Source organism: Pseudomonas sp. CFBP 8772, from assembly GCF_014841665.1.
GTDB classification, from domain to species: domain Bacteria; phylum Pseudomonadota; class Gammaproteobacteria; order Pseudomonadales; family Pseudomonadaceae; genus Aquipseudomonas; species Aquipseudomonas graminis_B.
In genome coordinates, this window is the sequence record NZ_JACYUI010000002.1 from 510445 (window position 1) to 531534 (window position 21090).

Below are 21090 nucleotides of genomic sequence, written 5' to 3' on the forward strand. Positions count from 1 at the left end.
TCCCGGGGCGTCGCCGGACTCCCAGTGAGTCGACGGCGCTCCACACGCGATACCACAATGGAGTGATTCATGAGTTCCAACAACCCGCAAACCCGCGAATGGCAAGCCCTCAGCAGTGATCATCACCTGGCGCCGTTCAGCGATTTCAAGCAGTTGAAAGAGAAAGGCCCGCGCATCATCACCAACGCCAAGGGCGTTTACCTCTGGGACAGCGAAGGCAACAAGATCCTCGACGGCATGGCCGGGCTCTGGTGTGTTGCTATCGGGTACGGTCGCGAAGAACTGGCGGATGCTGCCAGCAAGCAGATGCGCGAACTGCCCTATTACAACCTGTTCTTCCAGACCGCTCACCCGCCGGCACTGCAACTGGCCAAGGCCATTTCCGACATTGCCCCCGAGGGCATGAACCACGTGTTCTTCACCGGTTCAGGCTCCGAAGGCAACGACACGGTGCTGCGTCTGGTGCGTCACTACTGGGCGATCAAGGGCCAGCCGAGCAAGAAGGTCATCATCAGCCGCGTCAACGGTTACCACGGCTCGACCGTCGCCGGCGCGAGCCTGGGCGGCATGACCTACATGCACGAGCAGGGCGATTTGCCGATTCCGGGCATCGTGCACATTCCGCAGCCTTACTGGTTCGGTGAAGGCGGCGACATGACCCCCGACGAGTTCGGCGTCTGGGCGGCCGAACAGCTGGAGAAGAAGATTCTCGAACTGGGCGTGGACAATGTCGGCGCATTTATCGCCGAGCCGATTCAGGGCGCCGGCGGAGTCATCGTTCCGCCCGACACCTACTGGCCGAAGATCAAAGAGATCCTGGCCAAATACGACATCCTCTTTGTGGCCGACGAAGTCATCTGTGGCTTTGGCCGCACCGGCGAATGGTTCGGCAGCGACTTCTACGACCTCAAGCCTGACCTCATGACCATTGCCAAGGGCCTGACCTCCGGCTACATCCCCATGGGTGGCGTCATCGTGCGCGACGAAGTGGTCAAGGTGCTGAACGAGGGCGGCGACTTCAACCACGGTTTCACCTACTCCGGTCACCCGGTGGCAGCAGCCGTGGGGCTGGAGAACATTCGCATTCTGAGTGAAGAAAAGATCGTCGAACGGGTGAAGTCTCAAACGGCACCCTATTTGCAAAAGCGTCTGCGCGAGCTGAGCGATCACCCGCTGGTGGGTGAGGTGCGGGGCGTCGGCATGCTGGGCGCTATCGAACTGGTGAAAGACAAGTCCACTCGGGAGCGCTATGTCGGCAAAGGAGCAGGCATGATTTGCCGCACTTTTTGCTTCAACAATGGCCTGATCATGCGGGCCGTGGGCGACACCATGATCATCTCGCCGCCGTTGGTGATTACCTCCGCCGAGATCGACGAGCTGATTGAAAAGGCGCGCAAGTGCCTGGACCTGACGCTTGAGTCATTGCAGGGCTGAATTTTTATCGGGAAATTGCCAGACTGTCCGCCGTCTAGACGCCGCTTACATAAAAAACACTGGAGCCGTACGAATGAAGAAATTTGGCAAAACCCTCCTGGCCTTGTCCCTCATGGGCGCAGTGGCCGCCGCTGCACACGCCGATGACAAAGTCCTGCACGTCTATAACTGGTCCGATTACATCGCACCCAACACCATCGCCGATTTCGAGAAAGAGTCGGGCATCAAAGTGGTGTACGACGTGTTTGACAGCAACGAGACCCTGGAAGCCAAGTTGCTGGCCGGTAAGTCGGGTTACGACATCGTCGTACCGTCGAACAACTTCCTGGCCAAGCAGATCAAGGCCGGCGTCTACCAGGAGCTGGACAAGTCCAAGCTGCCAAATTACAAAAACCTCGACCCTGCCTTGTTGAAAGCTGTGTCGATCAGCGACCCGGACAACAAGCACGCATTCCCGTACATGTGGGGCTCGATCGGCATCGGCTATAACGCTGAAAAGGTCAAAGCCGCCCTGGGCGCTGATGCACCGGTCAACTCGTGGGACCTGCTGTTCAAGCCGGAAAACGCTGCCAAGCTGAAAGGCTGCGGGATCAGCTTCCTCGACTCGCCAACCGAAATGCTGCCAGTGGCGCTGCATTACCTGGGCCTGCCGACCGACAGTCAGAAGAAGGAAGACCTGCAGAAGGCCGAGGATCTGTTCAAGAAGATTCGTCCTTCGATCACCTACTTCCACTCGTCCAAGTACATCTCGGACCTGGCCAACGGCAACATCTGCGTCGCCGTGGGTTACTCGGGTGACATCTACCAGGCCAAGGCGCGCGCTGAAGAAGCGGGTGGCAAGGTCAAAGTCAGCTACAACATTCCGAAAGAAGGTGCAGGCAGCTTCTACGACATGGTCGCCATCCCGAAAGATGCCGAAAACGTCGAAGGCGCCTACAAGTTCATGAACTTCATCCTGCAACCGAAGGTAATGGCTGAAATCACCAACTCCGTTCACTTCCCGAACGGCAACAAGGCGGCCACCGAGTTCGTCGACAAGGACATCACGTCTGACCCGGGCGTATACCCGCCAGCGGACGTTCTGGCCAAGTTGTACGCGATCGCCGACTTGCCGGCGGCGACTCAACGCCTGATGACCCGCAGCTGGACCAACATCAAATCGGGTAAATAAGCCTGACCGGGTGCGCCGTCCTGTACGGCGCACCCGTGGGAGCGAGCTTGCTCGCAAATGCTGACTGCTTCAAATGAATGCAGGCCTGACACACCGCAATCGCGAGCAAGCTCACGCCTACAGGTTTTGCGTCAGCCGTCATGACACCCGCGTCACAAAAAGTTTTTTTGCGAGAAGGGTTTATCGAAGGTAAGTTGCGCGCCGGATGTGTCACAGGCAGTCGTCACTGTCATCGGTACGGGCAACAGGCCCACCTACTAAAAAAGGACTGCACACGTGTCTATTTCTTTATTTTCAAAAGGCTTGCTACTCGGGGCCGGGCTTACGCTCGCTGCCGGTGCCTACGCGGATTCCACCGTTCGCATTTATAACTGGTCCGATTACATCGGCACCACAACGCTGGAGGACTTCACGTCCAGCACCGGGATCAAGACCAAGTACGACGTCTTCGACTCCAACGAAACCCTGGAAGGCAAGCTGCTGGCGGGCCACACCGGGTATGACGTGGTTGTGCCGTCCAATCACTTCCTCGGCAAACAGATCAAGGCCGGGGCGTTTCAGAAGCTCGACAAATCGCAGCTGCCCAACTACGCCAACCTCGACCCGGAACTGCTCAAGCGCCTGGAGAAGAACGACCCGGGCAACCAGTACGCCGTGCCGTACCTGTGGGGCACCAACGGCATCGGCTACAACGTCGACAAGATCAAGGAAGTGCTGGGCGTCGACACCATCGATTCCTGGGCCACGCTGTTCGAGCCCGAGAACATCAAGAAGCTGCAGAAATGTGGCGTCGCGTTCCTCGACTCGGCTGACGAGATGCTGCCCGCAGTCCTCAACTACATGGGGATGAATCCGAACAGCACCGACGAGAAAGACTACAAGGCGGCCGAAGCCAAGCTGCTCAAGGTCCGCCCGTACGTGACCTATTTCAACTCGTCCAAGTACATCACTGACCTGGCCAACGGCGACATCTGCATCGCGGCCGGTTTCTCCGGTGACGTCTTCCAGGCCAAGGCCCGTGCCGCAGAAGCCGGCAAGGGCGTCAAGATTGCCTACTCGATCCCGAAAGAGGGCGGCAACCTGTGGTTCGACATGCTCGCCATTCCTTCGGATGCGCCGGACGTGAAGGCCGCTCACGCGTTTATCAACTACATCCTCAAACCCGACGTGATCGCCAAGGTCAGTGACCAGGTGGGTTACGCCAACCCGAACCCGGCTTCGGGCGCTTTGATGGATCAGGACATTCGCAACGACGAGGCGGTTTATCCTTCGAAGGACATACAGGCGCGCCTGTACGTCAACTCCGAGCTGCCGCCCAAGATCCAGCGCATCATGACGCGCAGCTGGACGAAGATCAAAACCGGTAAATAAAGACCTTGGCGCCCGACCCCATTGGCCGGGCGCAAAAACAGTTGGGAGTTTCACCCATGGCAGTTGCCTCCGGCGCCTACAAGAAATCCCTTGAGGGTGGTCAGCAACCGAAACAGGTGCTGGTCAAAATCGATCGGGTCACGAAGAAGTTCGATGAGACGATTGCTGTGGACGACGTGTCTCTGCAGATCAACAAGGGTGAAATTTTTGCCCTGCTCGGCGGCTCCGGCTCGGGGAAATCGACCCTGCTGCGCATGCTTGCCGGCTTCGAACGCCCGACCGAAGGGCGCATTTACCTCGACGGCGTCGACATCACCGACATGCCGCCGTACGAACGTCCGATCAACATGATGTTCCAGTCCTACGCGTTGTTTCCGCATATGACCGTGGCGGACAATATCGCCTTCGGCCTCAAGCAGGACAAGCTGCCCAAGGCCGAAGTCGAGGCCCGCGTGGCCGAGATGCTAAAGCTGGTGCAGATGACCCAGTACGCCAAGCGCAAGCCGCATCAGTTGTCCGGCGGTCAGCGTCAGCGTGTGGCACTGGCGCGTTCGCTGGCGAAGAAGCCGAAACTGCTGCTACTCGACGAGCCCATGGGCGCGCTGGACAAAAAACTGCGTTCGCAGATGCAGCTGGAATTGGTGGAAATCATCGAGCGCGTCGGCGTGACCTGCGTGATGGTGACCCACGACCAGGAAGAGGCCATGACCATGGCCGAGCGCATCGCGATCATGCACTTGGGCTGGATCGCGCAGATCGGCAGCCCAATTGATATCTACGAAACGCCGACCAGCCGCCTGGTGTGCGAGTTCATCGGTAACGTCAACCTGTTCGACGGTGAAGTCATCGAAGACATGGAAGGCCACGCCCTGATCAGCAGCCCTGAGCTGGAGCGCAAGATCTATGTCGGCCACGGCGTCACCACGTCGGTGGAAGACAAGCGCATTACCTACGCGCTGCGCCCTGAAAAGCTGCTGGTGACCACCGAACAGCCGTCGTTCGAGCACAACTGGTCCCGGGGCAAGGTGCACGACATCGCCTATCTGGGCGGTCACTCGGTGTTCTATGTGAAGCTGCCGTCGGGCAAGCTGGTGCAGTCGTTTGTCGCCAACGCCGAGCGCCAAGGCACACGGCCGACCTGGGACGACGAAGTCTTCGTCTGGTGGGAAGACGACAGCGGCGTGGTGTTGCGCTCATGAAAATCCGAAAGATAAAACGGGCTTTCAATCGAATAAAACCCACCGGGCGCCAGGCCGTTATCGGCGTGCCGTTCCTTTGGCTGTTTCTGTTTTTCGCGCTGCCGTTTCTGATCGTTATCAAGATCAGCTTCGCTGAAGCCGATGTGGCGATTCCGCCGTACACCGAGATCTTCACCTTCGTCGAGCAGAAGCTCGACATCGTGCTCAACTTCGCCAACTACGCGCTGCTGACCAGTGACGACCTGTACATCTCGGCGTATCTCGGCTCGTTGAAGATGGCGTTCATCAGCACGGTGTTGTGTTTGTTGATCGGCTATCCGATGGCGTACGGCATCTCCATCGCCCGCAAAGAAATACAGACGGTGTTGCTGCTGTTGATCATGATGCCGACCTGGACCGCGATCCTGATCCGCGTCTACGCATGGATGGGCATCCTCAGCAACAACGGCCTGCTCAACGCTTTCCTGATGTGGCTGGGCGTGATCAGCGAGCCGTTGCAGATCCTGAACACCAATCTCGCGGTGTACATCGGCGTCGTGTATTCGTATCTGCCGTTCATGATCCTGCCGCTGTACGCGAATCTGGTGAAGCACGATCAAAGTCTGCTGGAAGCCGCATCGGACCTGGGTTCGAGCACCTTCAACAGCTTCTGGAAAATCACTGTGCCGCTGTCCAAGAACGGGATCATCGCCGGCTGCATGTTGGTGTTCATTCCGGTGGTGGGCGAGTTCGTCATCCCCGAACTGCTGGGCGGCCCCGAGACGCTGATGATCGGTAAAGTGCTGTGGCAGGAATTCTTCAACAACCGTGACTGGCCGGTAGCGTCGTCGCTGGCGGTGGTGATGCTGTTGATCCTCATCGTCCCGATCATTCTGTTCAACCGCAGTCAGGCCAAAGAGCTGGAGGGCAAGGCATGAGAGGCTTCCGATTCTCGAACCTGATGTTGGTGCTGGGCCTGATCTTCATCTACGCGCCCATGGTCATTCTGGTGATCTACTCGTTCAACGCCTCCAAGCTGGTAACGGTCTGGGGTGGCTGGTCGGTGAAGTGGTATGTCGGGCTGCTCGACAACACGCAATTGATGAGCGCGGTCATGCGCTCGCTGGAAATCGCCCTCTACACGTCAATCGCTGCCGTGGCGCTGGGCACCATGGCGGCGTTCGTGCTGACGCGCATCACCCGATTCAAGGGCAAGACGTTCTTTGGCGGCCTGGTCACCGCGCCACTGGTGATGCCGGAAGTGATTACCGGTCTGTCGCTGTTGCTGCTGTTCGTGGCGATGGCGCAGTTGCTCGGCTGGCCCGAGGAGCGTGGCATCGTCACCATCTGGATCGCTCACACGACGTTCTGTGCGGCGTATGTGGCGGTGGTGGTGTCGGCGCGTCTGCGTGAGCTGGACATGTCCATCGAAGAAGCGGCAATGGACCTGGGTGCACGGCCATGGAAGGTGTTCTTTTTGATCACCATTCCGATGATCGCGCCATCGCTGGCAGCCGGGGCGATGATGTCCTTCGCGCTGTCGCTGGACGACCTGGTGCTGGCGAGCTTCGTCTCCGGCCCGGGCTCGACAACCCTGCCGATGGAAGTGTTCTCGGCAGTGCGCCTGGGCGTGAAGCCTGAGATCAACGCGATTGCCAGCTTGATTCTGCTGGCGGTGTCGATTGCCACCTTCCTAGTCTGGTTCTTCAGCCGCCGCGCGGAAAACAACCGCAAACGCGCGATCCAGCAAGCCATCGAAGAAGCCGCCGCAGACGGCTGGAAACAGCCGGACATACGCCGTGCGAAGGTGGTCGAGTCGGTTTGATAGTAGGACCGGCTTCAGCCGGGAAGAGGCCGGTGTGTTCGCTATAGATTTGCAGCGTAACGCCCAATGCCTTCCCGGCTAAAGCCGGTCCCACAAGCTGGCGTTCCAGCCGGCCTCGCTGGATGCACGCGATGCTGTTAGTGGGACCGGCTTCAGCCGGGAAGAGGCCGGTGAGTGCGCTATAGATTTGCAGCGTAATGCCCAACGCCTTCCCGGCTAAAGCCGGTCCCACAAGTAGGCGTTCCAGCCGGTCTCACCGGATGCACGCGATGCTGTTAGTAGGACCGGCTTTAGCCGGGAAGAGGCCGGTGAGTGCGCTATAGATTTGCGGCGTAACGCCCAACGCCTTCCCGGTTAAAGCCGGTCCTACAAGTTGGCGTTCCAGCTGTAGTGGTCAACTAATTCCGGACACCTCGATAGGTTGTTTCAAGGCCATCGTCCGTTCGTAAACGGTCGGTGGCAGATACCCCAGTTTTGAGTGCAGCCGCTCGTTGTTGTAATACCCAACGATGTATTGAGTGATGTCGCGTATCGCTTCGCCATGGTTGGCGTAATTGCGCCGCCATACCCGCTCCATTTTCAGGCTCAGGAAGAAGCGTTCCATCACCGCATTGTCCCAGCAGTTGCCCTTACGGCTCATGCTTTGCTGCATGCCGTGCCTGGCCAGCAGCGATCTGTAGATTGCGCTCGCATATTGGCTGCCGCGATCGGAGTGGGCGATCAGGCCCGGTGGCGGTCGGCGCTGCGCTATGGCCATCTGCATTGCGCTGCACACCAGCTCTGCAGGCATGCTGGGGGCCATCGCCCAACCCACGATCTTGCGCGAGAACAAGTCCAGCACGACGGCCAGGTAGAGCCAGCCGCTGCGGGTTTGTATGTAGGTAATGTCGGCTACCCAAGCGGTGTTCGCAGCCTGCATTTCAAACTGACGGTTCAACACATTCTCGGCGATTGGCAAGTTATGTTTGCTGTCAGTCGTGTGCACAAACTTGCGCTTCCAGACTGAGCGTAAACCGTTGGCTCGCATCATGCGGCGGACTTTATAGCGACCTACGTGCATGCCCTCTGCCCGCAAAGCCTTGCTTAATGAGCGGCTGCCGGAGCAGCCGTTACTGGCCGCAAACGATGCTTTAAGCTGCGCGACAACGGGACAACTTAGCGGAGCAGGTGCTTGAGCACGCCTACGGGCCTCATAAAACCCTGATCGACTGACGTTCAGCAGACGACAGACATGCGCCACCGAATAAGCCTTCTGTTGCAGCTGCCGAACCAGCCGATACGTCACTTCAGTTCGCGGGCAAAGAAGGCGGTAGCCTTTTTTAGGATGTCGTTGTCCGTTTTGAGCTGCCGGTTTTCCTGCTCCAGCTGCCGAATGCGCTTCTGCTCGGCCGTCAGCGGATTTCCTATCCCGGCCTGGCCCAACTGTTCAGCGTCGTATTGGCGGATCCACCGTCGCACGGCCGTCTCACCGAGATTCTGGTCCAGGCAAACCTGGGGCACGGTCAGCCCCTGATCCTTGACCATCTTTACGACTTCCAATTTGTAGCTGTCGTCAAACCTGTTGCGTTTTCTAGTCATGAAAGACACCTCGATAAATGTATTTTCCACTTATCGAGGTGTCCGGGGAAATTAGACCACTGCAAGCCGGTCTCGCTGGATGCACGCGATGCTGTTAGTGGGACCGGCTTCAGCCGGGAACAGGCCGGTGAGTGCGCTATAGATTTGCAGCGTAACGCCCAACGCCTTCCCGGCTAAAGCCGGTCCCACAAGTTGGCGTTCCAGCCGGTCTCGCTGGATGCACGCGATGCTGTTAGTGGGGCTCCAGTCGGGTCTACAGGTCTCATGGGTTATCGCCCTGGCACCAGCTTCAATACTTCCTTGCTGTTGCCCGCCACATCCCCTTCACTGAACCGCTCCGGCACGTACTCGCCGTTGACGTAGCGTTGCGCCTGATCGGCGTAGTGCTGGTCGAACAGCACGCCGCTCTGGCCCACCGGGTTAATGCCCAGAGCATGGGCCGGGTCGGCGAAGTCGATGAGGCGGCGCGTCGATGGCCCGTACGTCACCGGCCACGGCGCGGGGCCCAGGCTCGCTGACAGGTTGTTCGGCACCTCATGGGTACCGGGCGCCGCGAACGGCCCGACATTGAACAGCATGTCCAGCGGCGGCTGTTTGCCCAGCGGATGTTCGTGGGTCAGCGTGTGCGCCTTGCCCCACGTCCATTCATCCGGGTTCTGCCCGTACAGCGATTTCAAATGCGAGACCGCGGCATGCCAGGCGACCTTCACCGTGTTGTCGCGGCTCTCGGGCTCTCGAGAGTGGCGATTGTTCCACCACGGCGAATTCGCGTCGGCCGCCAGTCGCGGCAGCGCCAGGTCAATGAGGCGGGTCGACAGCAGCGTGGTGAACAGCCCGTCGCTCAGCTCGTCATGGAAAGCCTCATCGGTCAGGTTGAACAGGAACTGATTGAACAGCGTCGCCCCCACCGAATCCACTGAGTAGTCACCGTTCCACGCCGCCATGCGCTCCAGCAAGTCGTGCTCCTCCGGCTCGCTCACCACCCGGCGCAGCACCGGAATCAACGGCGTAAGCATCTGTGCGGCGTAATCCGTCCGGGTGCCGAGCTGCAGCGCTTTGCTGTTCTCCAGATTCCATTTCACCTTGTCGTTGCTCAGTTGGTTATTCAGCTGACGACCGCGTTCGGGGAGATTGTAATAGCCCGGAATCTCCATCCCCGTAGGCGACACCGGCTGGAAGTTCGCCGAGACGATATAACCCCGTGTCGGGTTCTCTTCCTGCGGGTTTGCGCTGAAAGGGTAGAAGCCATTCTTGTCAGCCTGCTCTGAGGCGCCGTCGAGAATGAACGTCGGATTCACCCCCGCAGGCCGCTTCGGCAGTTGCGCCGCAGCCCACCAGCCGATATCGCCCCTGGCATTGGCGTAAACGATGTTCAGGCCCGGCGACTGGATCTTCTCGGCGGCGCTGCGCATCTTGTCCAGCGTGTCGGCGCGGTTGGCTTCATAGAAGCCCTGGAGGATCGGGTTGTCCGACTCGAGAAACGACCACCACATCGCAATCGGCGTATCGCTCGGCTGTTGCGCCCCATTGCCACCCATCGCGTCGTTGACGATCGGGCCGTGGGGTGACTGCCGCAGGGTCAGGATGACGGGAGATTCGCCCTTGACCTCGATCTGTTCGGTGCGGGAGGTCATGTCCACCCAGGCGCCGTGATACCAGACTTGATCGGGATTGTCGGGGTTGGTTTTCTCGGCGATCAGGTCCAGATCATCGTTCTGGAACATGGTCAGGCTCCAGCCGAAGTCCAGGTTGTGGCCGAGCAGGGCGAAGGGGTTGAGCGCCTGAAAATGCCCGTATAGCTCAAAGCCCGGCGCCGTAAGCTGCGCTTCGTACCAGACTGCCGGTACCGAGAAACGAATGTGCGGATCACCCGCCAGCAGCGGTTTGCCACTCTGGGTGCGGCTGCCGGAGACCGCCCAGGCATTGCTACCCTCGAACTGCGGCAGGCCGGCTCTCTCCAGTGCCTGCTGGCTGAGCAGCGCCAGGTCATTGAGGCCTTCCCAGTCGTTGCCGGTCAGCGCAGGCGTTTGATTGCCCCCGGAAGACTGCCCAAGCGCGCCTTTGGGCTGCCAGTCCAGATCGAAGATTTTCAAGTATTCCGGGCCCAGTTGATCCCGCACATAGGTCATCAACGGCTCGGTGCGAAAAGCGGCCGCGAAGCTGTACGCCAGATACCCGCCGACGCTGAGGGTGTCTTGCGCCGTGAACGGCCGCTCGCGAATGCCCAGCACGTCGAACTCGATCGGTTTGGGATGCGTCGCCTGGTATTGATTGATGCCGTCCAGATACGCCTGCAGCGCCTTCCACGCCGGCGTGTTTTTATCCTGGCGCGCGACGTAGGCATCGGCGTGTTCGCGGATGCGCAGGCTGCGGAACAGCTTGTCGGTGTTGACCAGCTTGGGGCCAAGGACTTCAGCGAGCTCCCCGCGCGCCAGCCTGCGCAGGATTTCCATCTGGAACAGGCGGTCCTGAGCGTGGACGTAGCCCAGCGCGCGGTACAGATCGTCCTGATTGTCGGCGCGAATATGCGGCACGCCCCGCTCGTCGTAACGCACGGTGACCGGGGCCTGCAGCCCGGTGAGGCTCATCTCGCCATCGCGGACCGGCTGCTTGCCGTGGATGTACCACGCGCCTGCGCCCCCGATGAGCACCAACACTGCGACGACGACGTAAAGGCTGCGTTTCATCCGGGGGCTCAAATGAGAATCGGGAAGGTTTTGCAGGCTACAGATTTGTCTCGCGACTGGGTAGACGGAGCGCCCATGGATTTAAGTGGCGCAACTTGCCACGCCGCTGCGGACAGATGACACTTCCGTGCGGCCGCTTCCTACACTCCCCCATCTGGAATTCCGATGTCCGACACGTTCGACCCCGACCATTTGCGTGCTGAGCTCTTGCCGCTGAGCACGTTGCAGGCGCCATCTGAAGAGGCCCAGGCTTATCAGCGTTTCTACGGTTTGAATGCGCTCGGGCCCAATGGCGCGACCAGTAGCCGGATCGGGCGCGTTGAAGTGGGCGGCTACGACATCGTCGCGCAGATGTGGATGCCTGATCAGCCGGTCGGGACGCTGGTGCTGATGCACGGCTTTTACGATCACGTCGGGCTGTACCGTCACGTCATCGACTGGGCGTTGGGGCTTGGGCTGGCGGTGATTGCCTGCGACTTGCCGGGCCATGGACTGTCCAGTGGGGCGCGGGCGAGCATTACCGACTTCGCGGAGTATCAGGCGGTGCTGGATCGGCTGTTTGTCGAAGCCGAGCGCCTCACGCTGCCCAAGCCGTGGCACTTGTGCGGGCAAAGCACTGGCGGCGCGATTGTCATCGACCACTTGCTTCATCATGGCGACGCCAGCCCGGCGCAGGGTCAGATCATCCTGCTGGCGCCGCTGGTGAGACCGCGTGGCTGGGCCTTGTCGAAACTCAGCTATTACCTGCTGCGCGGCTTCGTCAAAGCCATCGACCGGCGCTTCAGCGAAAACTCAAACGCCCCGACCTTTCTGCCCTTTCTGCTCGCGGACCCGTTGCAGCCGCGACGCTTGCCAACGGTGTGGGTGGGCGCGCTGGCGAAATGGATCGAGCGCATCGAACGCGCGCCGCGCAGCCGCCGCAGCCCGCTGATCGTGCAGGGCGAGTCAGACATGACAGTGGACTGGAAACACAATCTGCCGGTGCTCAAGGACAAGTTCGCCGAGCCGCAGATCTTCATGTTGCCCGAAGCGCGTCACCATCTGGTCAACGAGTCACCGGAGCTGCGCGCGCGGTTTTTTGAGTTTCTGACCCAGCGGATGGGGTAGGGCTCCAAGGCCGGCTTGCCGGCTGACAGAACGAATGCAGGACCGGCTTTAGCCGGGAAGGCCTGAGTCGTCACACCGGAGGATGGAGGGTGTGCCAACAGTCACCTTCCCGGCTGAAGCCGGTCCTACCAACGTCATTTGACCGTCTGCCCGACCGCCAATCCCGCGCGAACGGCTGCCAGCGCCGCCTTGTAATAGGCCTTGCCTTCGTTGGACTCGGCAAAGGTCGCGAACTCGTCCAGCTCGCCGTCCGACAGGTCGCGGTACACATAAAGCAGCGTGTTGTTCACGTCCTTGCCGATCTGCCCCATGAGCCGCTGACGCTGACTGTCGAGCATCGCCTGGGTCGTTCCGCCACCCATCAGGCCTGGAATCATCGAACTCAGACTGTCGGCAGCGACGCCAGCAATCGCCATGCTGACCTCGGCGCCGGCTTCCTTGGCGGGAAGGGCGTTGGCCAGGTGGCCGATGATCAGCAGACGATTGTCATCCGCCTGAATGTGCGGCAGGCCTTGGGCGTTTTTGGCCAGTTGGTCCGGGCGCGTGGCGGTGAGCTCGGCATTGACGATCTTGCGGCCAAGGGGCGACTGGAAAAGCTGCAGCGCCGGGTTCGGGTCCTGCAGCGTCTGGCGCAGCATTTGCTCCCCGCGCTGGTCCATCGCCTGCGGCGCGAAACGCTGATTGCTGTTGCTCACCAGAGCGTCGAACACGGCCGGTGGAAGGCTGTTGCGGTAACGCTGCTGGGCGGCTTTGAGGGCATCGACAAAATGAGCGCGTTGTTCCGGCCAGCCGGCGAGCGTGTACAGCTGATCGTGGCCGTCTGCCCAGGCGGGCAAAGTGCAGAACATCAACAGCAGGAAAAACAGACGGCGCATTAGAGACTCCTGTCGGCAGGCCGCCATTCTCGGTGGGGCAGCGGGGATTTGTCGAGTTAACACTTGCCAGACTCCGCTAAAAACCTCAGGTTCGATCAGCGGTAGGGCAAAACCGCCGGGCGTATTCAAACCCGTAAAAATATTCCTCATTCGCCGGACTGCAGGCCCTGTCGGATTAATCGGCGTATGGATACTATGCGCGCCATGCGCATATCCCCTGATCACCCGCTGCTGTTGCGAATCGTCGACGACTTGGCCGAGCGTGGCTGGTCGCAGCAGAACATCTTCCTGCCCGACACCCTGACCCGCGAGCTGGCGCTTGAATGCCGCACGCGTGCCGTTCAGGGCGAGCTCGCGCCTGCCGCAGTGGGGCGCGGGCCGGCGCAGGAGGTTCGCGAGGGGATTCGTGGCGATCACATTCAGTGGCTGGAAGCGGGGCAGGCCGAGCCGTGCGATCGCTATCTGGACCTGATGGAGAGCCTGCGTCAGGCGCTGAACCGAGGCCTGTTTCTCGGCCTTGAGGACTACGAAAGTCACTTCGCGCTCTATCCGCCGGGGGCCTTCTATCTCAAGCACGTGGACCGTTTTCGCGATGACGACAAACGCATGGTCTCGGCGGTTGTTTATCTCAACGACGGCTGGTTGCCGGAGCACGGCGGCCAGTTGCGGATGTACCTCAAGGACGGCGTCGAGTATGACGTGCAGCCCACCGGCGGCTGTCTGGTGGTGTTCCTCTCGGGCGACATGCCCCACGAAGTCATGCCGTCCACCCGTGAGCGGCTGTCGCTGACCGGTTGGTTCAGGCGGCGCGGGAACGAGCCGTTCGAGTTGTAACTGGCTTGCTGTCCGTCTGCATCCGCCCAACATGAAATCTTCTACATCCCGCCACTCAGCGAAATACTTCGCGTCCAACCGCAGCTAAGGTAAAGGTCGTTCCTGAGCGGTTGGCTGTCGGGATGAAGAGGCTTCAAGCCCCGAGCCCGCCAGCCGCACATCGATAAAACGGAGAAATCATGAAGACGTTATTCGCGAGAACTGCCCTGACCGGACTGCTGTTGGCGGCGAGCTTGCTGGCCCAGGCCGCCGACATGCCGCGTACTGCCTCCCCAGCGGGCGCAGAGGTTTACATCATCTCGCCGAAGGACGGCGCGACCGTCAACGGCGCATTCAAGGTGCAATTCGGTCTCAAGGGCATGGGCGTCGCCCCGGCCGGTGTGGACGTCCCGGACACCGGTCATCACCACCTGCTGATCGACGTCAAGGATCAGCCCGACATGACCGCGCCGCTGCCGACCACCGACAACATCCGCCACTTCGGCAAAGGCCAGACCGAAACCGAGCTGAACCTCACGCCGGGTCAGCACACCCTGCAACTGCTGGTCGGCGACAAGAACCACGTTCCGCTGAATCCACCGGTCGAGTCGCAGAAGATCACCATCACGGTGAAATGACACGTTGCAGAAGGGCGTCTTGCGCACAGCCGGCGTGTTGCCTGATTCGCGCACAAAAAAAGGAGACCCGAAGGTCTCCTTTTTATCACCCTGAAACCAACGTCCTAGAACAGAACGCGGCTACGGATGGTGCCGTTGATGTGCTGCAGTTTCTCTTGCGCCAGATCGGAGTACTCGGCGTCAACGTCGATGACCACGTAACCGACTTTCTCGTTGGTCTGCAGGAACTGACCGGAGATGTTGATACCGTTTTCAGCGAAGACCTTGTTGATCTCCATCAGTACGCCCGGGATGTTCTGGTGGATGTGCAGCAGGCGGTGCTTGCCCGGGTGAGCCGGCAGGGCCACTTCCGGGAAGTTGACGGAAGAAACCGACGTACCGTTGTCGCTGTACTTGACCAGTTTCTCTGCCACTTCCAGACCGATGTTGGCCTGGGCCTCAGCGGTCGAGCCGCCGATGTGCGGGGTCAGGATCACGTTGTCCAGGCCGCGCAGCGGGCTTTCGAACACGTCGTCGTTGGAGCGGGGCTCGACCGGGAACACGTCGATGGCCGCGCCGATCAGGTGCTGATCCTTGATCGCTTCAGCCAGGGCGTCTAGCTCGACCACCGTGCCGCGCGCTGCGTTGATCAGGATGGCGCCCTTCTTCATCGTGCGAATTTCTTTCTCGCCGATCATCCACTGGGTTTCGTTGGTTTCCGGAACGTGCAGGGTGACGATGTCGGACATGCCCAGCAGCTCGTTCAGGCTCGATACCTGAGTGGCGTTGCCCAGCGGCAGCTTGGTCAGGGTGTCGTAGAAGTACACCTGCATGCCCAGGCCTTCAGCCAGGACCGACAGCTGAGTACCGATCGAGCCATAGCCGATGATGCCGAGCTTCTTGCCACGAATTTCGAACGAGTTCGCTGCGCTCTTGATCCAGCCACCGCGATGGCAGGAAGCGTTCTTCTCCGGGATACCGCGCAGCAACAGGATGGCCTCGGCCAGCACCAGCTCCGCCACCGAACGGGTGTTGGAGTAGGGGGCGTTGAACACAGCGATGCCGCGTTCGCGGGCTGCGTTCAGATCAACCTGGTTGGTACCGATGCAGAAGCAGCCGACCGCGACCAGTTTCTTGGCGCTGTCGAACAGTTCTTCAGTCAGCTGGGTGCGGGAACGAATACCGATGAAATGAGCGTCGGCAATCTTTTCCTTCAGTTCGGCTTCCGGCAGAGACTTGGTGTGGTACTCAATGCTGGTGTAACCGGCGGCCTTGAGGACGTCGACCGCGGACTGGTGGACGCCTTCGAGAAGAAGGAACTTGATCTTGCTCTTGTCGAGGGAAGTCTTGCTCATCTGCGTAAACCTGTGTCCCGGAGAGAAATGGCAGTAAGTGAAGCGCGCGCAAATCGGCCGAAAGCTCGATTGGCGGGGGGCGTATGCTAGCATATGCACCCCGCGAAACACCCCATTCCTGGACGTGAGCCGTTCTCAGGATGACCATGAATTGTTCGAGAGTTCTGTTGATGACCCATCCTGCGCTGATAGATGAGCTGAAGACCCTGGTTGAGCCCGGCAAGGTCCTGACCGACGCCGATTCCCTCGAAACCTACGGCAAGGACTGGACCAAACATTTCGCCCCGGCGCCCACCGCCATCGTCTTTCCGAAGACCACCGAACAGGTGCAGGCGATCGTCCGCTGGGCCAACGAACGCAAGGTTGCGCTGGTGCCGTCGGGTGGTCGCACCGGGTTGTCCGCCGCCGCCGTTGCCGCCAACGGTGAGGTGGTCGTCAATTTCGATTACATGAATCAGGTGCTCGAACTCAACCTGACAGACCGCACTGCCATCTGCCAGCCAGGCGTGGTCACCAAGCAGCTGCAGAATCTCGCCGAAGAAAACGGCTTGTATTACCCGGTGGACTTCGCGTCTTCAGGCTCCAGTAATATCGGCGGCAACATCGGCACCAACGCCGGCGGGATCAAAGTGATTCGTTACGGCATGACCCGCAACTGGGTCGCGGGCCTCAAAGTCGTCACCGGCAAGGGCGACCTTCTCGAACTGAACAAAGACCTCATCAAAAACGCCACCGGCTATGACATGCGCCAACTATTCATTGGCGCTGAAGGCACGCTCGGGTTCGTGGTCGAGGCGACCATGCGTCTGGACCGCGCGCCGAAAAACCTCACCGCGATGGTCCTCGGGACCACCGATTTCAACGCCATCATGCCGGTGCTGCACGCGTTCCAGAGCAAGCTGGACCTGACCGCATTCGAGTTCTTCTCGGACAAGGCGCTGGCCAAGGTCATGGCCCGCGGTGACGTGCCGTCCCCGTTCGAAACCGAGTGCCCGTTCTACGCACTGCTGGAATTCGAAGCGACCACCGAAGAAGTGGCCAACCACGCGCTGGAAACCTTCGAGCACTGTGTTGAGCAGGGCTGGGTGCTGGATGGCGTGATGAGCCAGAGCGAACAGCAACTGCAGAATCTGTGGAAACTGCGCGAATACATTTCTGAAACCATCTCCCACTTCACGCCGTACAAGAACGACATCTCGGTCACCGTTTCGAAGGTCCCGGCGTTTCTTGCTGAAGTGGACGCGATCGTTGGCCAGCATTACCCGGATTTCGAAATCGTATGGTTCGGCCATATCGGCGACGGCAATCTGCACCTGAACATCCTCAAACCGGAAAACCTGAGCAAGGACGAGTTCTTTGCCAAGTGCGCAACGGTGAACAAGTGGGTGTTCGAGATCGTCCAGAAGTACAACGGCTCGATCTCCGCAGAACACGGCGTCGGTATGACCAAGCGTGACTACCTGCACTACAGCCGTTCGCCGGTGGAAATCGAATACATGAAGGCCGTCAAAGCGGTGTTCGACCCGAACGGCATCATGAACCCCGGCAAAATCTTCGCGGTGTAAGCGGTTCCCCCATTACAACAAGCTTCTCAGGAGCGCTCATGAGCTATCAGCACAAGTACGTCGACGGCACCAAGGTTCACTTTCCGCTCGGTAAAGTCGTTTGCATCGGCCGCAATTACGCCGAGCACGCCAAGGAACTGGACAACCCGGTACCGACCGAGCCATTGCTGTTCATCAAACCGGGCAGCTGCGTGGTCGGTATTGAGGGGGGCTTCAGCATTCCTCAGGACCGGGGTTCGGTGCACTACGAAGCCGAGATTGTCGTGCTGATCGGCAAGCCGCTGAGCAAGAACCCGAGCCGCGAAGAAGTCCTCGACGCAATCTCCGGCTTCGCCCCGGGCCTGGACCTGACGCTGCGTGACGTGCAGTCGAAGCTGAAAGAGAAGGGCCTGCCCTGGGAAATCGCCAAGTCGTTCGACGGCGCGGCGGTCATTGCGCCGTTCGTATCCGCTGACGCCTACCCCGATCTGACCGACATCGCCATCCGCCTGACCATCAACGGCGAAGTCCGCCAGGACGGCAACAGCAGCCACATGCTCAACCCGATCGTGCCGATGATCCAGCACATGGCCTCGCAGTTCTCGCTGCAGGCCGGCGACCTGATCATGACCGGCACGCCCGCAGGCGTAGGACCGTTCACTGTTGGCGATGAGATCGTGCTGGAGCTGACTGGCCAGAGCCGTTTCGAAAGCGACGTTCGCGGATGACACAGCGTAAAAGCCGTGCGCGTTTCCGCTGGTGGTGGTTGCTCGTTGCAGCGCTGGTGATTTTGGCCGGTCTGTCTTATGCCTGGCACTGGGACGATCGCGGCCTGTTGTGGCTGCGCGAGCGCAACGTCACGCAGGCCGAGCGCGCAGCGGGCATCTGGCTGCCGGATTACAAGGTCGACATCGACGCCAAGCCGCTGGCCGGCATGGAAGAAGACGAGGCCTCGGACCTGTCCTACGACCCGGCGACCAAAACCCTGTATTCGGTGATGGGTAAAAACCCTTTCCTTTCCGAGATCACGCTGACCGGCGACGTCATTCGCAAAATCCCGCTTGTAGGCTGGGGCAACCCTGAGGGTGTAGCCGTTCTGGGCGACGGCCTGATTGCCATCGTCGATGAGCGTCAGCACCTGATGACCATCGTCCACGTCACGCCTGAAACCAAAACCCTCAACATCGCCGACTTCCCCAAGTACGACCTGGGTCCGTCGAAGGATCAGAACAAAGCCTTCGAAGGCATCGCCTGGGACCCTCGGGATCAGCAGTTCCTGTTTGGCGAAGAGCGTCCGCCGGCGTTGTACAGCTGGAAGGCCGACGGCAGCAGCGAAGTGAAGGGCGAGAAGCGCAAGCTGATCAACGACAACCTGATCGTGCGCAATCTGTCGTCCCTGTACGCGGACCAGAGGACCGGGCATTTGCTGGTGCTGTCCGCCGAGTCGCACATGCTGCTGGAACTGGACGGCAAGGGGAATCAGGTCAGCTTCATGACGCTGCTGCATGGTTTCAACGGGCTGAGCCAGACCATCCCGCGCGCCGAAGGGGTGGCGATGGACGAGAACGGCACCATTTACATGGTCAGCGAGCCCAACCTGTTTTACACCTTCAAGCGGCAGTGACGCCGGGCCGGTTTCGACTTGATGGTCTGCCCACTTTCGCTTGAGCTCTGAAAAGGTCGAACGAGATGTCACATCGCTTTCAGTTTGGCTTCAGAATACGGTGATATTAAAGCCGCCCCACTGAAGTCGAGCCCCCTGCATGCGTCGTGTGTCCCCGTTCCAGAGCGTCCTGCTCACGTTACTTGTCCTGTTGATACTGACCGCGTCCTTTTTCGTGGCGCGCGAATACCGGGTCATCGAGCGGCTCTGGTTCAACTGGTACGTGTTCTGGCAATCCAGCGACGCGCAAGCGCTGGGCCTCGACGCCTATGAGGTCGAGATTGAGGCGCGGGCCATCGACGGCCTGACGGCTAACGTCTCGGCCCTCAGCTTCGATCCGCAACGCAAGACCCTCTTTACCGTGACCAACAAAAATCCCGAGCTGGTCGAGCTGAGCCTGGAAGGGCGGATTCTCAGACGAATTCCCCTGACCGGGTTCGGAGACGCTGAAGCGGTCGAATACATCAGCCCCGGGATTTACGTCATCAGTGACGAGCACAGTCAGCGGCTGATCAAGGTTCACGTGGATGACGACACGACATTCCTCGACGCCGCCGATGCCGAGCAGTTGACCCTGGGCATGGATGCCGGCGGCAATAACGGCTTCGAAGGCCTGGCCTACGATAATCAGGGCCGCCGCCTGTTCGTCGCCAAAGAGCGGCGGCCGGTGCAGATCATCGAAGTGCGCGGCTTTCCTGACGCCGGAACCCATTCCCCGAACATCCTGGAAGTGACGTCCAGCAAGCAGCGGGATGCCGGCCTGTTCGTCCGTGACCTTTCCAGTCTGCAGTTCGATGAGCGCAGCGGGCACTTGCTGGCGCTGTCGGATGAGTCGCGGCAGATTCTCGAGCTGGACACTGAGGGCAAGCCCGTCGCTAACGTGTCACTGACCAAGGGCAGCATGGGCCTGAGCAAAAGCGTGCCCCAGGCTGAAGGCATCGCCATGGGGGAAGACGGCACGTTGTACGTGGTGAGCGAGCCGAACCTGTTTTATGTGTTCAAGAAACGCTAACCCGGCGCTGGATGTGGCGAGGTTGGGAGAGCTGCGCATCACGGGTAGGCGTGACCGAGATCCCGAGCCCACCGCTGTCCAGCAAAATCAGCCTTGCCCCGCAACAATCAGCGCTTGAGGGTTTTCACGCCTTCTTGGGTCCCCAGCAGCAGCAGATCCGCCGGGCGCGCGGCGAACAGGCCGTTGGTGACGACGCCGACGATGTTGTTGATCTGCGCTTCCGCTTCCACCGGGTTGGTGATGTTCATGTTGTGCACATCGAGGATGATGTTGCCGTTGTCGGTCAGCACGCCCTCGCGGTAGACCGGGTCGCCGCCCAGCTTCACGAGTTCTCGGGCCACGTGGCTGCGGGCCATCGGGATCACTTCAACCGGCAGGGGGAACGCGCCCAGCACCGGCACCAGCTTGCTGGCATCAGCGATACAGATGAAGGTTTTGGCCACGGCGGCCACGATCTTCTCGCGGGTCAGGGCTGCGCCGCCGCCTTTGATCAGGTTCAGGTGCTCGTCGCTTTCGTCGGCGCCGTCGACGTAAAACTCCAGGTCGCTGACCGTGTTCAGCTCATACACCGGAATGCCGTGGCCCTTGAGGCGTGCGGCCGTTGCGTCGGAGCTCGCCACCGCGCCGTCGAACGCGCCTTTGTGCAGGGCCAGTGCGTCGATGAAGCAATTGGCGGTAGAGCCGGTGCCCACGCCCACGACGCTTTTGTCGTCGAGCTTCGGAAGGATGAAATCGACGGCGGCCTGGGCAACGGCCTGTTTGAGTTGATCCTGGGTCATGCGAGGTGGGCTCCGGTTACAGGGAATAGCGATAGGTCCGAGGGCCGGCAGTATAACGACATGCCGTGGCCAAAGCCTGAG

At 60.2% G+C, this 21090-nt stretch carries 18 protein-coding genes; 13 read left to right on the forward strand and 5 right to left on the reverse strand.

Annotation, left to right across the window (positions count from 1 at the left end; genetic code table 11):
• Positions 1–69: 69 nt before the first annotated feature.
• The 6 genes from IFT99_RS06075 (at position 70) to IFT99_RS06100 (ending at position 6979) form a co-directional block, all read left to right on the forward strand.
• Positions 70–1434, forward strand: coding sequence for an aspartate aminotransferase family protein (locus tag IFT99_RS06075; protein WP_192130832.1), 1365 nt, complete (start codon positions 70–72; stop codon positions 1432–1434).
• 73 nt (positions 1435–1507) lie between these two features.
• The gene (locus IFT99_RS06080) at positions 1508–2605 is read left to right on the forward strand and encodes a polyamine ABC transporter substrate-binding protein (RefSeq protein ID WP_065987360.1); all 1098 of its coding nucleotides are present in this window, start codon (positions 1508–1510) and stop codon (positions 2603–2605) included.
• Between the two features lie 276 nt (positions 2606–2881).
• A complete protein-coding gene (locus tag IFT99_RS06085) occupies positions 2882–3976 on the forward strand; it encodes a polyamine ABC transporter substrate-binding protein (RefSeq protein ID WP_065987359.1) in 1095 nt (364 codons plus the stop codon).
• Between the two features lie 56 nt (positions 3977–4032).
• Positions 4033–5175: a polyamine ABC transporter ATP-binding protein gene (gene potA / locus IFT99_RS06090; RefSeq protein ID WP_074889771.1), complete on the forward strand. Its 1143-nt coding sequence runs from the start codon at positions 4033–4035 to the stop codon at positions 5173–5175.
• Positions 5172–6092, forward strand: a complete 921-nt coding sequence (locus tag IFT99_RS06095) for an ABC transporter permease subunit (RefSeq protein WP_065987357.1) — start codon at positions 5172–5174, stop codon at positions 6090–6092. Before potA ends, IFT99_RS06095 begins: the two co-directional genes overlap by 4 nt.
• Positions 6089–6979 (forward strand): ABC transporter permease subunit, encoded by an 891-nt coding sequence (locus IFT99_RS06100; protein ID WP_065987356.1) that lies wholly within the window; start codon positions 6089–6091, stop codon positions 6977–6979. Before IFT99_RS06095 ends, IFT99_RS06100 begins: the two co-directional genes overlap by 4 nt.
• 394 nt (positions 6980–7373) lie before the next feature.
• Here IFT99_RS06100 and IFT99_RS06105 read toward each other — a convergent pair.
• Both IFT99_RS06105 and IFT99_RS06110 read right to left on the reverse strand, forming a co-directional pair.
• Positions 7374–8557 (reverse strand): IS3 family transposase gene (locus IFT99_RS06105; RefSeq protein WP_197985867.1). Its coding sequence is split into 2 segments (ribosomal slippage): positions 7374–8293 and positions 8293–8557, totalling 1185 coding nucleotides; the frame shifts between segments, so codons are not numbered across the junction.
• Between the two features lie 269 nt (positions 8558–8826).
• Positions 8827–11244, reverse strand: a complete 2418-nt coding sequence (locus IFT99_RS06110) for a penicillin acylase family protein (protein WP_192130834.1) — start codon at positions 11242–11244, stop codon at positions 8827–8829.
• 165 nt (positions 11245–11409) lie between these two features.
• Between IFT99_RS06110 and IFT99_RS06115 the strand changes: the two genes are divergently transcribed.
• Positions 11410–12351 (forward strand): alpha/beta hydrolase, encoded by a 942-nt coding sequence (locus IFT99_RS06115; protein WP_192130836.1) that lies wholly within the window; start codon positions 11410–11412, stop codon positions 12349–12351.
• A 134-nt stretch (positions 12352–12485) separates the two neighbouring features.
• On the opposite strand, the gene IFT99_RS06120 is transcribed toward IFT99_RS06115, so the two are convergent.
• On the reverse strand, positions 12486–13226 hold the full coding sequence (locus IFT99_RS06120) for a DUF2059 domain-containing protein (protein ID WP_192130838.1): 741 nt from the start codon (positions 13224–13226) through the stop codon (positions 12486–12488).
• Positions 13227–13421: 195 nt separating this feature from the next.
• On the opposite strand from IFT99_RS06120, the gene IFT99_RS06125 reads away from it, so the two are divergent.
• Together IFT99_RS06125 and IFT99_RS06130 are read left to right on the forward strand one after the other, a co-directional pair.
• Positions 13422–14060, forward strand: coding sequence for a 2OG-Fe(II) oxygenase (locus IFT99_RS06125; RefSeq protein ID WP_065987352.1), 639 nt, complete (start codon positions 13422–13424; stop codon positions 14058–14060).
• A gap of 179 nt (positions 14061–14239) precedes the next feature.
• A complete protein-coding gene (locus IFT99_RS06130) occupies positions 14240–14677 on the forward strand; it encodes a DUF4399 domain-containing protein (RefSeq protein WP_192130840.1) in 438 nt (145 codons plus the stop codon).
• Positions 14678–14781: 104 nt separating this feature from the next.
• On the opposite strand, the gene serA is transcribed toward IFT99_RS06130, so the two are convergent.
• Positions 14782–16011, reverse strand: a complete 1230-nt coding sequence (gene serA / locus IFT99_RS06135) for a phosphoglycerate dehydrogenase (RefSeq protein ID WP_065987350.1) — start codon at positions 16009–16011, stop codon at positions 14782–14784.
• Positions 16012–16181: 170 nt separating this feature from the next.
• Between serA and IFT99_RS06140 the strand changes: the two genes are divergently transcribed.
• The 4 genes from IFT99_RS06140 to IFT99_RS06155 all read left to right on the forward strand — a co-directional run bounded on the left by IFT99_RS06140 (position 16182) and on the right by IFT99_RS06155 (position 20230).
• Entirely contained in the window at positions 16182–17576 is a 1395-nt protein-coding gene (locus tag IFT99_RS06140) for an FAD-binding oxidoreductase (protein ID WP_192131029.1), read from the forward strand.
• A gap of 38 nt (positions 17577–17614) precedes the next feature.
• On the forward strand, positions 17615–18283 hold the full coding sequence (locus tag IFT99_RS06145; protein ID WP_065987348.1) for a fumarylacetoacetate hydrolase family protein: 669 nt from the start codon (positions 17615–17617) through the stop codon (positions 18281–18283).
• Entirely contained in the window at positions 18280–19179 is a 900-nt protein-coding gene (locus IFT99_RS06150) for an SdiA-regulated domain-containing protein (protein ID WP_192130842.1), read from the forward strand. The genes IFT99_RS06145 and IFT99_RS06150 overlap by 4 nt, the downstream gene beginning before the upstream one ends.
• Before the next feature lie 139 nt (positions 19180–19318).
• Positions 19319–20230 (forward strand): SdiA-regulated domain-containing protein, encoded by a 912-nt coding sequence (locus tag IFT99_RS06155; RefSeq protein ID WP_065987346.1) that lies wholly within the window; start codon positions 19319–19321, stop codon positions 20228–20230.
• Between the two features lie 107 nt (positions 20231–20337).
• On the opposite strand, the gene rpiA is transcribed toward IFT99_RS06155, so the two are convergent.
• On the reverse strand, positions 20338–21009 hold the full coding sequence (gene rpiA, locus IFT99_RS06160; RefSeq protein WP_192130844.1) for a ribose-5-phosphate isomerase RpiA: 672 nt from the start codon (positions 21007–21009) through the stop codon (positions 20338–20340).
• Positions 21010–21090 lie beyond the last annotated feature (81 nt).

Bases quoted from the DNA above. Each gene is read 5' to 3' on its own strand.
- IFT99_RS06075 (WP_192130832.1), top strand. From the start codon at position 70: ATGAGTTCCAACAACCCGCAAACCCGCGAATGGCAAGCCCTCAGCAGT.
- IFT99_RS06080 (WP_065987360.1), top strand. From the start codon at position 1,508: ATGAAGAAATTTGGCAAAACCCTCCTGGCCTTGTCCCTCATGGGCGCA.
- potA (WP_074889771.1), top strand. From the start codon at position 4,033: ATGGCAGTTGCCTCCGGCGCCTACAAGAAATCCCTTGAGGGTGGTCAG.
- IFT99_RS06095 (WP_065987357.1), top strand. From the start codon at position 5,172: ATGAAAATCCGAAAGATAAAACGGGCTTTCAATCGAATAAAACCCACC.
- IFT99_RS06100 (WP_065987356.1), top strand. From the start codon at position 6,089: ATGAGAGGCTTCCGATTCTCGAACCTGATGTTGGTGCTGGGCCTGATC.
- IFT99_RS06110 (WP_192130834.1), bottom strand. From the start codon at position 11,244: ATGAAACGCAGCCTTTACGTCGTCGTCGCAGTGTTGGTGCTCATCGGG.
- IFT99_RS06115 (WP_192130836.1), top strand. From the start codon at position 11,410: ATGTCCGACACGTTCGACCCCGACCATTTGCGTGCTGAGCTCTTGCCG.
- IFT99_RS06120 (WP_192130838.1), bottom strand. From the start codon at position 13,226: ATGCGCCGTCTGTTTTTCCTGCTGTTGATGTTCTGCACTTTGCCCGCC.
- IFT99_RS06125 (WP_065987352.1), top strand. From the start codon at position 13,422: ATGCGCGCCATGCGCATATCCCCTGATCACCCGCTGCTGTTGCGAATC.
- IFT99_RS06130 (WP_192130840.1), top strand. From the start codon at position 14,240: ATGAAGACGTTATTCGCGAGAACTGCCCTGACCGGACTGCTGTTGGCG.
- serA (WP_065987350.1), bottom strand. From the start codon at position 16,011: ATGAGCAAGACTTCCCTCGACAAGAGCAAGATCAAGTTCCTTCTTCTC.
- IFT99_RS06140 (WP_192131029.1), top strand. From the start codon at position 16,182: ATGACCCATCCTGCGCTGATAGATGAGCTGAAGACCCTGGTTGAGCCC.
- IFT99_RS06145 (WP_065987348.1), top strand. From the start codon at position 17,615: ATGAGCTATCAGCACAAGTACGTCGACGGCACCAAGGTTCACTTTCCG.
- IFT99_RS06150 (WP_192130842.1), top strand. From the start codon at position 18,280: ATGACACAGCGTAAAAGCCGTGCGCGTTTCCGCTGGTGGTGGTTGCTC.
- IFT99_RS06155 (WP_065987346.1), top strand. From the start codon at position 19,319: ATGCGTCGTGTGTCCCCGTTCCAGAGCGTCCTGCTCACGTTACTTGTC.
- rpiA (WP_192130844.1), bottom strand. From the start codon at position 21,009: ATGACCCAGGATCAACTCAAACAGGCCGTTGCCCAGGCCGCCGTCGAT.